The sequence below is a fragment of the Candidatus Thiodiazotropha sp. LNASS1 genome (genome assembly GCF_964212655.1).
GTDB lineage: Bacteria > Pseudomonadota > Gammaproteobacteria > Chromatiales > Chromatiaceae > Thiodiazotropha.
The window spans coordinates 643,032-658,092 of record NZ_OZ156465.1 but is presented as its reverse complement, the minus strand read 5'-3'; the positions used below and the strand labels follow the sequence as shown (position 1 = coordinate 658,092).

Sequence of the window (15,061 nt, the reverse complement as noted above, 5' to 3'; positions counted from 1 at the left end):
ATCTCTTACGGAAATAGGCAATGAACCCAATACGTAAATACAGCATCGACATATCTGCATCCCTCCGGCCGGGGTTTGCTTGCGTGCCTGCGTCTCCAGCGTATCGGTCAATTCAAGTCAGTTCAGCCGCCCAATCGTTTGAAAACTGGGATGCAATAGAAATGGCCTGACGCCTTCATCAATAATTGCGAGAAGGTGTCATGACAATTGACACCTTCCGGAATAGTAAACCCCCGGTTGGTGTAGACCCCGGGGGTTTTTTTATGCCCGGGAATTTCGAGAACATCTCGAGACGCTCTTTAACAATTTGGAATCATTTGCATGCCCTCTCCGGAAAACGGACAGGGCTGAATTCAGGCCGCTTGGGGCAAATACCAAGCAAGCCTCATCCCCGCGTTCTCGGTTAAGGGTCGGGAATGGAACGATGTGACTGTTCCAGGGACAAGAGGTAGTACTGCTGTTCGAGTCTTATTGATAAGCACAGCAGTGCAGTGTCAGGGGAGATGTAGAGACGGATTCCCGCAGCACCGGTCCGCAATCATCTGATAGCGGACCAATTTGAGTGGATGAAATATCTATCCACATATCTTTCCATGGGGATGTATCGCAATTAGAAGACGCAACAAGTCCAGATAGAGTTGGTTGTGTGTTCGAACGCCCCTTTCCCACCCATATTTCAATCATATTATTCAGGAGGTGTGACATGAAAACCATAAGACGCGACAAGATGCAACACTCCTTTTGAGGTCATGAGCAAGCGACGTAAAGGTTATCCCTCTGAGACAAGGGTAAAGCGGGGTATCCGTATAGTTCATGGCAACAAAGAGCTGACGGAAAAGCTTGGCCGTAACGATCCATGCCCCTGCGGTTCGGGCCTTAGGTTTTAAGCGGTGTTGCCTACAAAGCAAACACTATGATGGCGCCAACAGAAACAGCTATTTCAGACCATAAGTTGCTCATCCATTCAGGTTCAACAGCTGATGGATGATCCAGGTCTTCAATAAATAATCGAGTGACAGCGGTTGGGTTCATCAATCTGATAAGTTCGGGAGTCGACTATGAATGAAATCCATATACCCATTTGTCACCAACCAATCTGCGCCCAAACAATAAAGGAGTACAATCATGGACCAGAACGACATACGGGAGCTGTTGGCATGTCTTTCCAAGGAGAGAACCCTCTATCCATACTGCCGTGACTATTATGCAGTGCAACTGCTGCAGATTGCGGTCAAGCGGCATGCGACCATTCAAACCTTGAAGGGATCCAACTTTGGAAGGCTGCTGAACAAATCCTCTATCGCCCCTCTACTGAGCAACTGTGGCAATGGACGCTTAAACAGCGATCTATTAGTCAGCTATTGGCAGGAGCCAAGCACCACCTACCTGGTCACTACAGGTGTGTGGGGGAGTAAATCAGACCGTTATGCGCAAACATCGCGACCAGGCGTCAACCTGGTACTGCGACTCAATTTCAATCACCAGCATGACAGCCTTTTGCAGAAACTGATCCACCCTACCCGGGATGGTGTCTTCAACTATTGGGGTCATCCGGTGTTGGGAAGGGGTGATCGCAGTTATTACCGGGAGACCCTGGCCTGGTCACGTCTCGATATCGATCTCGGCAGAGATGAGGTCTTGATTGAAGAGGTTCAAAGTGACTGGGTCAGAGATGTCGCCTGGCTGCATAAGTGGCTCAACAGGTGTGACAGGGACGAGCATGTAATGGATTGTGGCGATTTCAAAACAACCGCCGCATCGGCACGTCGTTATCTTGAGTTCGTGGAACCGCTGCTTAAGGAGTGGAGTCAGGCCATGCTCGCTGCCACTGTGGATTTCGTCAACAGAGAGTTGGGATTGAAACATATCTGGTATCACAGCTGGAAAGTCGGGAACTACCTGAAACGCATCAACGACCACTACCTGCCCCCTAAGTCGCTGTACAGTGCTCTGCCGAGGCAGTTCTGTTTCGAACAGACGGAACAATTACCCGGCATGCTCAGTGACAGACGCACAATCAAACGTTTGCGTCGAGGGAAAATCGAACCCCTTTTTTATAAACTTGAACTATAAGGAATATGACTATGCCTATTCTACAAACACTCAACAAAGGCAGGGTGCCGGTCCATATCTGGACCGGGGATACCGAATCGACGGCACTAAACCAGTTGGTGAACGTATCCCAGATGCCCTTTATCCATCACCATGTTGCGGCGATGCCGGATGTCCATGCGGGTATAGGCGCCACCGTCGGCTCGGTGATCCCCACCAGAGGCGCCATCGTGCCGGCAGCGGTCGGGGTGGATATCGGGTGCGGTATGAACGCCATCCGGCTCTCCCTGACCACCTCTGAATTGCCTGACAGCTTGCGTATGCTGCGTAATCGTATCGAACAGGCGATTCCGGTTGGATTCGGTATGCATGACCGTGATCCGGTAAAGCGCTCAACCATTGTTCCATTGGCCAAGCGCTTGGATCAGATCCTCGGCAAGCATCCTGCAATCGCCAAGATGCAGCGAAAGCGTCCCTACGACATCTGGGTTCGCCAACTGGCGTCCCTGGGTGGCGGGAATCACTTCATCGAGCTCTGTCTGGATGAAAACGAGGCGGTATGGGTAATGCTGCACTCCGGTTCCCGCGGCATCGGCAACGTCATTGGACGCTACTTCATCAATCTCGCGCGCAAGGATATGGGCGATCAGCTGGGAAGGCTGCCCGACAGGGACCTGGCCTACTTCACTGAGGGGGCGCAGCACTTCGATGACTATGTCGAAGCTGTTGCCTGGGCTCAGGATTACGCCATGATCAATCGCCGCGAAATGATGCAGCATATCCTGGATGCCCTGGCTCTGCAGCTGCCGCCCTTTTCAATCACCAAGGAGGCGATCAACTGCCACCACAACTATGTGGTGCAGGAGCATCACTTCGGTGCTGATGTCTATGTCACCCGCAAAGGTGCGATTCGTGCTGGCGAAGGAGAATTGGGGATCATCCCCGGATCTATGGGCGCCAAGTCCTACATTGTACGTGGCAAGGGCAATGAAGCGTCCTTCTGCTCTTGCTCACACGGTGCCGGACGTCGTATGTCGCGCTCCAAGGCAAAGCGGCAGTTCAACCGGGAGGATCTCGAATCCCAGACACGGGGGGTTGAATGCCGCAAGGACAAGGGAGTCATCGACGAAATCCCGGGCGCCTACAAGGATATCGACCAGGTGATGGCGAACCAGAGCGATCTGGTTGAAGTGGTGCACACCCTGAAACAGGTGCTGTGCGTCAAGGGATAAGTGGGCCGGGGCACCGGCCCATTTATTTCAATACAGAGGAAATTGAGATGAAAAACAAAACACGCAAACCACGAAATCTATTGCATAACCATCCGATGCTGCGTAAGGGGGGTGTGCATGACAAAACCAACAAGGCACACCGCCGTAAGGCTAAACAGAACCTGCGCAAGGCATGGTTTTCTCTGAGTGCATTAAAGTGTACTGAGAGAAGACCATGCACCTGTGCCAACAGCAGTGTAATTCAGTTCTTTCTGATTTGAATCATAAAAAGCTACTATATTTGTAATAAAATATATGCTTTGATTTATCAGTATAACTTTTTAATACCTTTCTCCGAATCATGGCCCAAACCCTTCAACTCATCGATGCCCTGAAACGCAGCCTCAAAGCCCACGGACTGACCTATGCGGATGTGGCGCGCCATTTGGATCTCTCTGAGGCGAACGTGAAACGGCTTTTCGCCAAGCGTCGCTTTACCCTGGAGCGGCTGGACCAAGTCTGCCAATTGATGGAGATGGAGATCTCCGACCTGGTTCAGGAGATGAATGAAAGGGCTGGCGCGACAGCAATCTCCGGATTGAGCATTGAACAGGAAGCTGAGATTGCGGGAAATCTCGAACTGCTGCTTGTCACGGTCTGTGTGCTCAACCGCTGGTCACTGGATGATATCGTAGCGCGTTTCCACATATCCGAGACCAGATGCATACAGCAGCTGGCTAAACTCGACCGGTTGCGTCTGATAGAGCTTTTACCTAAAAACAGAGTCAAGCTACTCGTCGCCCGCAACTTCAAATGGCAGGAAAACGGGCCGATTCAGCGCTTCTTCCAGGAAAAGATTGAAGCGGAATTTTTCGCTTCCCGGTTTGACCACCGGAATGAAAGATTGATCGTGATAAACGGCATGTTGGCCGAAAGCTCGAATCGTGTGTTTCAACGTAAAATGGAACATCTTGCCAGGGAGTTCGATGAATTGAATGACGATGATGCGAAGCTGTCACTGGATGATCGGGATGGAACCACCGTAGTGATCGCAATGCGCCCCTGGTCCTATGGATTGTTCGATTCATTGCGCAAACCTGAAGCGCACAATAAGAGAATAAGAAAAAGCGGCAAAACCTGATAAACGATCTACCCTTTTGCTGCCAGTCACTCAAACAAGCCATAACGTGTTTAATTCATTGGCAACTGCACTGTCACAGTCGCACCACCGTATTTATGGACCGAGTCATGGGATCGAATAACGACTGATTTGATTTCTGATGGAATATGAATCCCCGATAGGCGACGGGTGAACGGCTGTTCATTGACATGCGGATGATGAAGTGTCCTTGTGCCTAAGATGACACCCTTTTCATCCAATACCTCCCAGCGATTGGCATAATGGTCCCAACCGGTATCCTGATGCATTACCGTTACTGAAAAATCATAGATGTTGCCCCCCCTGTTATTTACAGTTACATCGACTACATCTGCTTCTCCAGCATGTGCGGAAGGATGCGTAGAGAACAAGGTTAATAGACAGGCTATAGCGCGCATCTTCATCATTATCTTCCATTCGCCCATGGTTGTGTTTATACAGTATGGACTATATTGACATATTCAAATCACTGTTAAGGTAAATAAAAGAATACGCAGCACTATATAGCTCCAGCATATGACAGACATTTATCTCAATATTTTAGATTATTTCAGGAATATTCTAAAAGATTGATGATACTAGTATGGGATTCGATCAAAAGAGATATTGGCTGTACAGCCAATCAATGAAATAACTCAGAATTGATGGGAACGAATCCCCGCACATTGTGCGGGGATTCTTTATGAGGAGAGTACTGGAGTATGCCTATGGAATACGTTGATCATCCAAAATCACAACGCTTTCGGCTATATATCCATCCGCACTGCAGCTGCCGTTTATTCCCACATCCTGGCCGACCTCAAGTGTACCGTCTGGTGTGATTTCACTGACCGTATCGGTGATGACAACAGTGAGAAAATCAACACCATTGGCGTATGTCACCGTCAAGTCAGTGGTAGCAATACCGCATACAGTATCTTCTTCGGGAGACAGGACAAAGCCGTTTGCACCAATCGAAAGGATAGTACCGGTGATCTGCTGATCGTTCTCTTCAGTAGTGGTATCGATAATCACCAACGCAGCTTTGAGTACGGCTTCGGTACCAGTCAGGTCGAGTACGCCGTCAACCTGAACCGTGCGGGGCACGGCAACCTCCAGATAATCCAGTATGTCGCCCGACTTGGAGACGATCCTTGTGCCATTGATACCGGGCTCATCCTGATGAAACATGACATCAAGCGGCCCAGCTGTCACAACCGAGCCGCTTTCAGTGACATTCATACCAAATCCGCTGATATCGGCATCAGCAGCGACTTCACCCTCCACCTGAAGAAAATCACCCAACTCAATGACCAGGGCATCCACTTCCATCAGGGGGTGATATCTGTCGCTCACCACACCTTCGTGATCCACCAGAACGGAAACATCTGTTATTTGTTCCTCCAATGATTCGCAGTCACCTGGAGGGGATTGTAGACCAGGAGGTTCATCGATCATCCAAAGTCGACACTCACCGGGAGATGGAAGGTGGCCCCGGGGAATATCAACATCCACATCAACATGAGGCATCACCTGATGATCGGGCCAGCCCACAACCACCACCACTTCACCCAAATTCTCCTCCAACAGCAGTTCATCGAGAGAACGAGGTTCACCGTTATAATTCAGATTGTCGAAGAAAGCCGTATCATCACCCAGTTTAATCTCGACACACTCCATACTCGCTGTTTGCTGCATGGGCAGGGCATCACATATCAACAGGGAATTCTCATCAGGCATCACTTCAGTGATTTCACCCTCCAAGCGGACCAGCTTACTTTCAAATCCTTCCTCAAGGACATCAACAAAGACCACTGGCCTAAAATTGTAACCGTTGTTGTTTTCGGTGATATGAATCGAATTGCCACCATCCATATCGACCTGCACAGTTATTACATTACCCTCCTCGACCGTGAAGCAATCACGCGCGAGCAGATCAAGTTTGCCATTACCCGGCAGGTTTGGATGATAGGTTTCATTATCAGTCAGATCATCGGGTGTATCGTCGACCAGCACCAGTTCAAGATCGCTCAGAATCAAACGAATCTTGCAGTAAGTACCCACGGGCACATCATCCCGGAAGGTGAAAGGAATCGACTCGTTCTTCAGGCTGAGAAGATCGATTGTCTGTGGTTCATCGGAAAAGAGGGTTACCTCATCACCATTTTCGGATCCAATCAATCCCATCCGCTCTATGGTGGCGTTCATGGCCACAAACAGAGATGGATCGGCGGGCTTATCGGTTAAAAGAATACCGACCGTACCGGTGCGTTGAGCCGATGTCGAAATCGTAGTGTCGCTGCTGCCACCACCGCCACCGCCACCGCCACCGCCACCGCAGGAAATCAGACTGACAGCCAAGATGCATGTCAGTGAAACCGATGTAATAAGTTTGGTAAATCGTGGCATAGTCGTTATTCCTCTCTATATTTGGGAAAAACGTACCACATGGATAGGTTGAATTATGAGAATCAATTCCCGAATATTGTGTACAAATGTAAAAAAGGCGATGAAAGGAATTTTATTCACATCCGGTCAACTGGAAGCCGGCCGATCCCAATCAAGCGGTCGCGCCAGTATGGATCTTCGAGCGAACCATCGGCAACACGATTCTGCCCGGTCGAGGCATGGATGAATCGCCCGTTTCCGGCGTAGAGCCCCACATGCGATAATTTACGTGAGTTAATCTTGAAAAACAGCAAATCACCGGGTTTGGCTTGCTCGATAGGCAGTCGCCGGGATACTCGGTATAGATCCTGTGTTGTTCTTGGAATTTTTATACCGGCTTTATGATACGCATAGTGAACCAGACCGCTGCAGTCGAAACCTTTTGGAGTAACCCCACCGTACCGATAGGGTACGCCTTTCAGGTTTTCTGCGATCTCTACCACGGGGTGAATAGCAAGTATAAAAGATAAATTCCGATTGTCGGATCCGGGACTCTCAGTTGCGCTGGCGGGTGTTTTCGATACTGAGGCACATCCCGAAAACAGTGCACTGGCGAACACAATACACATTACAATATTAAAGGACCTGCACAGGTAACGGCTAACGATTGCGGTGATACTTAAAGATTTCAGATAAGATGATCTGTTCAAAAAGTGAAGCCTCCCAATACATGCCTTTCCAGAAAAACGCACTTGCTAACCAATATAGCCAAAGATTCCATAACGAGAGTGAAAAACGCCTAATAATTCGAGCAAGAAACCGACATTTTGAACATTAGCACGTCAAAACTGAATGGAACCTTAATGTCACTTTTTCATATCCGGCCAACGCCATATGGGTTCATCCAGCATCCCCTGGTCAGTGACGATCGTCTGCCCCAGCTCTTTCTCCAAGCCTAGTGTCGGAAGTGGTTGCATACTGAGAAACCACCTCCCACTCACAAAAAAGTACGTACCTCAATTACCCCCCGTCTCTATCCACCAGCTGACTTGCCGGCCTGTAGGCATTGCCCGCCCAGATGCAGGAGTGAACGATAGTTTGCGATGGCGACATTACCCTGATTTCTGCAGGGTAATCCTATATGAATCCACAGACCGATAACGTGCGTATACCTTACTGTGATTCGTGTAGTCAATCGCATCGTAGCGGACCAGTTAAGGAGATTGACTGGGCTTGGATTGCACAACTGTGAGGCACTGGAAAATGATCAGTCTTCTACCTGCAGCAAAATCCTTGTTTGAGCCGGATTATACTTCCGAATTACAACAGCGTGAAATGAAACCACTATTACAGTCACTGTTGGTCATGGCTTGGATGGTGGAAGCCCGCGACCCCTATTCCGGCGGTCATTTATGGCGGGTATCCCAATACTGTCGACTGCTTGCCGAATCACTGGGTTTAAATAAATACGAAGTGGCACGGATCACCCTTGGAGGTTTCCTCCATGATCTGGGCAAGATAAGCGTTCCTGATTCAATCCTGAAGAAACCGGGAAGGTTGAATGACGACGAATACGAAGTCATTATGAACCATCCCGAAATTGGAGCGAGAATATTGATCGGGCACCCGTTGGCCTCATTGGTAAAAAACGCCATTCTTCATCATCATGAACGTCCCGATGGCGCCGGCTATCCATTTGGACTGGACGAGGGCAATCTGTCAATCGACTCCCGAATCGTAAGTATCTGCGATGCCTTCGATGCAATGACCAGTACCCGTCCCTATCGTCGCAGTTTGCCCCTTGATCAGGCCTTGAAAGGTATTAAATTGAACCTGCATACCCAATTCGACGGCAATTTTGGACATCTTTTTATCGAACTTGCCCATTCCGGCCGAATGAACACGATTCTAGGGCATACGGACCAGGGTATTCCCATTCAGAATTGTCTCACATGCGGACCCACCATTGTCGTGAGACGCAGTCAGAAAAGCGGCGAACACACTTACTGCCCAAATTGTGCCGCAGAAGCGATAATAGAAAAAAACAATAGTCGCATTTCTATCCACCCTACCGGACATAAGGGTTCGGTAAAATCCCTTCAACCAAAGGTAGATATGGATCTGATTGGTGAATATGTGGCCACATCTGCTGCAGCCCTGTTGATATCCTAAAGTGTGATCGGTATGGCATTCAACAGGATTTTAGCCCTACTCTTTTTGGCAGGCGGCATATATATCGGCTCGGCTGAAGCAAGAAGCTATAAAAGCGGATTTGATGTAACAGATGCATTGGTGCCAATCGAACAAATATTACCGGGCGGTCCCCCTAAGGATGGCATTCCCTCCATCGACAATCCCAAGTTCTTACCAGTCCGCAAGGTCGATTTCCTTCAACCTGAAGATCGTGTTCTTGGTCTTTCCTATAATGGTTTTGTCAGGGCCTACCCGATTGCCATCATGAATTGGCATGAGATTGTCAATGACCGATTTGGGAACCAACCCGTTGCCGTCACCTTCTGCCCGCTATGCGGTACGGGAATCGCATTCAAGGCTGAGCATAACAATAGACCGCTAAGCTTCGGTGTATCGGGACTACTCTACAACAGTGATGTGCTGCTGTATGACCGGACTTCAGAATCTTTGTGGTCGCAGATCAAAATGCAGGCCATCAGTGGTAAATTCAAAGGAGAGCGCCTGGAGCCCATCGCTCTGCATCACACAACCTGGTCCGACTGGATAAAGAGGCATCCGGACTCTCAAGTGTTATCTGATGACACCGGTTTCGCAAGAAACTACCGGCGGTCTCCCTATGGGGACTACGAAACTAACCGCTCGATCTATTTTCCGGTTGAATTTGCCGCAAAGGGCTACCATCCAAAGGAACGTGTTATGGGCGTGAATATCGGTGGGGTCGTCAAAGCCTACCCTTTTGCTGAATTGGCGAAAACATCAGGCAGAATAGCGGACAGCGTGGGTGGAGAATCGATTGAAATCGAATACGATATCGATAACCAGACAGCAAGCGCAATCGATGCTGAGGGCAAAACCATACCCACAGTCATCGCCTTCTGGTTTGCGTGGTATGCCTTTCATCCGGACGGTCAGCTGTTCAAGTGGAGTGAATAGCCAGAGTGGACAGGGTGATTTTTATGCCTGTATTCATCACTGCCTTGCTCTTTTTTATCATTTGAAAAAACATGCTTTAGATTCAATTACCCGATAAATTGTGATCAATAAGCAGGGTGAGATACCTGTCAAATAGTGATCATAGTTATTAAGGAAAATAGTAACCGGGGGATAAGCCATGAGCAAAATTCGCGATGAGGTTATAACTGCAAACGCAAAGTATGCAAAAGGTTTTGGTAATAAAAGTGAACTTCCCATGCCGCCGGGGCGCCGATTCGCTGTGCTAACCTGTATGGATGCAAGACTCGACCCGGCTAAGTTTGCCGGATTGTCTGAAGGTGACGCGCATGTTATTCGCAATGCCGGAGGAAGAGCAAGCGACGATGCAATCCGTTCCCTTGTCATTTCCTATAAGCTACTTGGAACGAAAGAGTGGTTTGTTATCCATCATACCGATTGCGGTATGCTGACATTCACCAATGAAATCATGGGCGACCTGCTCGCAAGCAGTCTCAAAACCGCAACGATCGACGCCGATGGCTGGCATGACACCGATGACGGCAGCGGTTCAATCGAAGGCAGGTTTATCAATTGGCTGACCATCTCGGACAATGCTAAAAGTGTTGTCGAGGATGTACAAAGAATACGCAATCACCCATTGGTGCCTGGTGATATGCCTATATATGGTTATATCTATAACTGCAAGACAGGAAAGCTTATCGAAGTACCCATACCGGAGTAGGATGGCTTGACTTTAAGGTGCGGTTACCCGATCGATTGCTCAGTTTATTGATTGGTGTGTTTACGGACTATAACGTGGATGCCGTATTCATGGCATACACAGGCCGTTTTTCACTCAAGTAAAATAGATGCTGTCCGATCTTTTTACCCAATACCAGCGCTGTACTCCATACAGGATTGACATAGTCCGCATGATACCAAAGCGCACCATCAGTCGGGTCTTTGGATAGCCCTTTATAGATCGCCTTGGCAAGTTTCTGCGACCGCTTCCAGGCCTTTTTATTCACGGGCAAATCCGAACGTCCATCGCACCACCAGGAAAATTGACACCGGTTACGTCTTTTTTCCCCTCCCTGTTTGACGACCGCACAAACCGAATCCGGATAGCCTGCATGCGCAACCCGGTTCATGACAACATGACCCACTGCAAGCTGTCCCTGTTCAGTCTCGCTGCGTGCTTCAAAATAGATATTTCGCGCCAGGCAATCGATCTCTTTTGAAACCTCTGATGTTTCTGGGGGTTGGTATAGAGATCGCCAGTGTTTGAGATCGTCTTCCAGGTTCGTCGGTTCAATGGCCTCTTCAGCCATCACAATGCCAGTGCTGAACATGGCGACCAAGAACAACAGTACCTTGGGCGGATAGCTGTCATCTTGACTGTGCTGAAGGTTGTTGTTTTTCATTGTTGTCGTTTGAGAAAAACCGGCCTGTTGCTCAACTGTCAAAGACCAACAATGTCAGTTTTCTTAACACCTTTGTCTTAACATGATGCTTTTATGAAATAAATGCACAACTCAAGCCATATTTAATTTACAATCGTTAAATTAAATAGTTACTGTATATTTCTAATGTATATAATAGAAACGGGCGTAAAATATCCCGACAATCAAAAACCCTTAATAATCTATGCCTTACTGCCATTATTTATCGACTTTATGGGGCATTCTTTTTTATTGAGACATACTTAAGGCAGGGAAGATATAAATTACATTAAAAAAGAGAGCCAATACGCTTGGCAGATATGAAATAAATTCGCATCTTTGTAAATATTCGTTACTATATAGCTACATGCAATGGAAATTTTCGTTGCCTTGCCAGGCACACATTTCCAGTCAAGGTTTTGGATCTATAAAAACGATAGCAGGGGATCAATATGCAGCATTGCAAACAGGCCACAATGCTCGCGAAATTTCTATTTCTCATTTCCATCCTGGTCTTTTCGCAGCAACTCTTTTCAGCCGAGTGCAGTCATGTGGCTCAATTGGTCTCCCTGGAAGGCAGTGCAGAAAAGAAAAGAGACGGCCAGGAAACCTGGCAACATGCGGTGCTTGACGATCAATTCTGTGCCGGTGACGCCATAAGAACACTACACGATGGCAGGGCCGCCGTTCGCCTGACCAACGATACCCTGCTGCGTCTGGATCGAGATTCCGCTCTGACATTTACCCAGGTCGGAAAGACAACGCCATCCCTCCTGGACCTGCTTCGAGGTGCTGTACACTTCATCAGCCGCACACCACAAAGCCTGGAGGTCAAAACTCCCTATGTGAACGCATCCATTGAGGGCACAGAGTTTGTAATTCGCATACGGAACCAGGCGACCGAAGTAACGGTTCTGGAAGGCACTGTGATAGCCGCAAATAAAGCCGGCTCAATCGATTTGAGCGCAAATCAGGCCGCCCGGGCATCAGCCGATCAGCAGCCGGTTCAAATTGAGATCGTCAAACCCTTCGAGGCTGTTGCATGGGCGCTCTACTACCCTCCTCTACCTGAAGCCCCCGGTAAAGCCGATACCCTGGCTCGAGAAGCCATCAAGGCCATCGTGCAAAATCGTCTGGAAGAGGCTACCGAACTGGCAAAACAGGCTTTGCAGCAGGATAGTCAGTCAGCTGCAGCCTATATGGCGCAATCCTATGTCAATCAGGCCATGTTCGACATTCCCGCCGCCCTGGCCAATAGCAGGAAAGCAGCAGAACTGGCTCCGCAAAACGCTTTGACGCAAGCGCGTCTTGCAGAAGTCTGGTTAATGACAGGTCACACGAGATCCGCCAGGGAAGCCGCCAATCAGGCAATCAACATCAATCCCGAGCTTTCACTAGCATATACCGTTCTCGGGTTCGCATCACTGCGGGATATCAATTTGGATGCTGCCAAAACGGTATTTGAAAAGGCCATCGCACTCGATTCAGCAGCCCCCCTGCCCCACCTCGGTCTAGGTTTACTGGAGATTCGCCTAGGCGATTTGGAATCTGGCCGTGAAGAGATCGAAACTGCTGTACTGCTAGATCCAAGCAACGCACTGCTTCGCAGCTATATGGGTAAAGCCTATTACGAGGAAAAGCGCAACGAATTGGCATCCCAACAGTTTGCCATGGCGAAGGGCCTCGACCCTTATGACCCAACGGCTTGGTTCTATGATTCGATACTTCTACAGTCCGGCAACCGTCCAGTCGAGGCCCTGCATGCGCAAAAGAGGGCTATTGAACTGAATGACAACAGAGGTGTATACCGTTCAAGACAGCTCTTAGACAAGGATGAGGCTGCCCGTAGTGTTGCACTGGGCAGAATATACAACGATCTGAATTTCGAGCAACAAGCGCGGCTCCAAGCAACCGATGCACTGGCACAGGACCCAAGCAACCACTCTGCGCATCGATTATTGGCAGACAGCTATTCAGGCCTTACCAACCTGGATGCCGCGAGACAGAGTGAATTGTTGCAATCAAAGATGACCCAGCCCCTCAATCTCGATCCGTTACAACCACAGTTGAGCAACTCTAACTTAGGCTTGTTAGATGGCAATGGTCCTGGTGAACTTTCATATAACGAATACAATCCGCTCTTTACCCACAACGGCCTGGCATTCCAGCTTGATGCAGCGATTGCCGAAGAGGACACCTGGAGTAACGATGCAATCATAGCCGGATTACATGATCGCTTTGCGTTCAGTGCAGGCCAGTATCATACTGAAACCGATGGATTTCGGCCGAATGCAGATTACGAACAGGATATCTACAATGTTTTCGCTCAATATGCTTTTTCCGAAAACACCTCTATCCAGATGGAAGTTAGTCAGGATGAAGTGACTAAAGGGGACGTCAGCCAAAGGTTGTTGCCCAGTTTGCTGGTTGATGAAACCTTGCGTGTCGATACGGACACAATGAACTATCGACTTGGTTTCAATCATAGATTCTCACCAATAACCAATGTTATTTTTACAACCTCAAAAATAGAGGACGAAGCAAATTTTGTTACTTCATCACCATTATTTGAGCTTGTGCGTGAAAGCGATGCCAACATAAATACGCATGACCTTCAGCTATTGCATTATAACGGATCGCATCACTTCGTTGGTGGACTCAGCTACAATCGGGATGAGCTAGATACCATTTCCACCTTTGATTACTCACCTATACCGTGCCCACTGCCTTTTCCTAACTGTGCCCAGCGCAGTACATTTACCGAGCAGCAGTCACGTCTGTACGGGTATTATTTCTACAACCCGTCAAAAATGCTGCACCTAACTGCAGCAATATCCGCAGTTCGTGGCGATAGTGAAATATTTGACGACAATGAGACCCGAGTCCTTCCAAAATTGGGAGTGCAATGGTCTATATCCGATGCGTCTGTTCTCCGTGCAGCCCTTTTTAGGACTACTTCAAGTGTAATTGTCGCTTCATTTTATCAAACACTCGAACCATCACATGTTGCAGGTTTCAATCAGATCCATGACGAGTTCCGCCAAACAGAAAGCTGGAATTTTGGATTGGGTCTTGACCATCAGTTCTCGCCATCTCTGTCTGTAGGCGTTAGAGGTTTGAACCGTAATGGTGAAACGCCCTTTACACTACTTGACACAATGACATTTAACTCATCAGTAGTAGATGTCGAATTTGAGGAGACTAGTGTAAATGCATGGGTCAATTGGACTCCACAAAAGAATCTGAGTCTAAGCATTGATTACGAATATAACGATCTTGATTCTGCTACCAATGTTGACGCCGCCAACTTCAATGGGTTGGCGCCGGATGGCGTAGTGGAACTGGAAACACATCGGTTTCCAATTGCTTTTAACTACTATCACCCGACAGGTTTAATTTTTGGCGCTATTGCGACTTATATAAATCAGGAAGGCGTGTTCCAGGGAAATTCCATTTTAGATCCACCCCAAAGTGCCGAGGATGAATTCTGGCAAACTGACCTTCAACTTTCTTACCGTCTTCCGGATAAGTATGGCCTCATATCATTTGGCGTTAAGAATGCCTTTGACGAGGATTTCAATTTCGAAGATAGAAACAGTTATGATAGCCTGGGCATTGAAGCCACGGCTTCACCGTCATCATTCAGTCCTGAACGCCTGATTTACGGGCAAGTATCTGTCATTTTCCGCTGATTTACAAAATAA

13 protein-coding genes are annotated in these 15,061 nt (G+C 48.3%); 9 read left to right on the top strand and 4 right to left on the bottom strand.

Going from position 1 to position 15,061, the window contains the following annotated elements:
- Window positions 1–749: 749 nt before the first annotated feature.
- From AB8516_RS02810 to AB8516_RS02790, 5 genes are all read left to right on the top strand, one after another.
- Window positions 750–887: an SEC-C metal-binding domain-containing protein gene (locus tag AB8516_RS02810; protein WP_369157863.1), complete on the top strand. Its 138-nt coding sequence runs from the start codon at window positions 750–752 to the stop codon at window positions 885–887.
- Between the two features lie 238 nt (window positions 888–1,125).
- The gene (locus tag AB8516_RS02805) at window positions 1,126–2,073 is read left to right on the top strand and encodes a hypothetical protein (RefSeq protein ID WP_369157861.1); all 948 of its coding nucleotides are present in this window, start codon (window positions 1,126–1,128) and stop codon (window positions 2,071–2,073) included.
- 11 nt (window positions 2,074–2,084) lie between these two features.
- Window positions 2,085–3,284 carry an RtcB family protein gene (locus AB8516_RS02800; protein ID WP_369157859.1) on the top strand — a complete coding sequence of 400 codons (1,200 nt, stop codon included), beginning with the start codon at window positions 2,085–2,087 and terminating at the stop codon, window positions 3,282–3,284.
- Between the two features lie 47 nt (window positions 3,285–3,331).
- Window positions 3,332–3,544 (top strand): hypothetical protein, encoded by a 213-nt coding sequence (locus AB8516_RS02795; RefSeq protein ID WP_108295516.1) that lies wholly within the window; start codon window positions 3,332–3,334, stop codon window positions 3,542–3,544.
- An 80-nt stretch (window positions 3,545–3,624) separates the two neighbouring features.
- Entirely contained in the window at window positions 3,625–4,404 is a 780-nt protein-coding gene (locus tag AB8516_RS02790) for a helix-turn-helix domain-containing protein (protein WP_369157856.1), read from the top strand.
- 50 nt (window positions 4,405–4,454) lie between these two features.
- On the opposite strand, the gene AB8516_RS02785 is transcribed toward AB8516_RS02790, so the two are convergent.
- From AB8516_RS02785 to AB8516_RS02775, 3 genes are all read right to left on the bottom strand, one after another.
- Window positions 4,455–4,829 carry a hypothetical protein gene (locus AB8516_RS02785; protein ID WP_369157854.1) on the bottom strand — a complete coding sequence of 125 codons (375 nt, stop codon included), beginning with the start codon at window positions 4,827–4,829 and terminating at the stop codon, window positions 4,455–4,457.
- A gap of 298 nt (window positions 4,830–5,127) precedes the next feature.
- The gene (locus AB8516_RS02780; RefSeq protein WP_369157852.1) at window positions 5,128–6,810 is read right to left on the bottom strand and encodes a DUF4382 domain-containing protein; all 1,683 of its coding nucleotides are present in this window, start codon (window positions 6,808–6,810) and stop codon (window positions 5,128–5,130) included.
- A gap of 116 nt (window positions 6,811–6,926) precedes the next feature.
- A complete protein-coding gene (locus tag AB8516_RS02775) occupies window positions 6,927–7,292 on the bottom strand; it encodes a C40 family peptidase (RefSeq protein WP_369157850.1) in 366 nt (121 codons plus the stop codon).
- Window positions 7,293–8,124: 832 nt separating this feature from the next.
- On the opposite strand from AB8516_RS02775, the gene AB8516_RS02770 reads away from it, so the two are divergent.
- From AB8516_RS02770 to AB8516_RS02760, 3 genes are all read left to right on the top strand, one after another.
- Window positions 8,125–8,961: an HD-GYP domain-containing protein gene (locus tag AB8516_RS02770; protein ID WP_369157848.1), complete on the top strand. Its 837-nt coding sequence runs from the start codon at window positions 8,125–8,127 to the stop codon at window positions 8,959–8,961.
- Window positions 8,962–8,973: 12 nt separating this feature from the next.
- Complete coding sequence (locus AB8516_RS02765) at window positions 8,974–9,915, top strand: DUF3179 domain-containing protein (RefSeq protein ID WP_369157846.1); 942 nt, start codon at window positions 8,974–8,976, stop codon at window positions 9,913–9,915.
- Window positions 9,916–10,093: 178 nt separating this feature from the next.
- Entirely contained in the window at window positions 10,094–10,657 is a 564-nt protein-coding gene (locus AB8516_RS02760) for a beta-class carbonic anhydrase (RefSeq protein ID WP_369157844.1), read from the top strand.
- Between the two features lie 67 nt (window positions 10,658–10,724).
- Here the strand turns inward: AB8516_RS02760 and AB8516_RS02755 are convergent, their stop codons facing one another.
- A complete protein-coding gene (locus AB8516_RS02755) occupies window positions 10,725–11,339 on the bottom strand; it encodes a cell wall hydrolase (RefSeq protein WP_369157842.1) in 615 nt (204 codons plus the stop codon).
- 470 nt (window positions 11,340–11,809) lie between these two features.
- On the opposite strand from AB8516_RS02755, the gene AB8516_RS02750 reads away from it, so the two are divergent.
- The gene (locus AB8516_RS02750; protein WP_369157840.1) at window positions 11,810–15,049 is read left to right on the top strand and encodes a FecR domain-containing protein; all 3,240 of its coding nucleotides are present in this window, start codon (window positions 11,810–11,812) and stop codon (window positions 15,047–15,049) included.
- Window positions 15,050–15,061 lie beyond the last annotated feature (12 nt).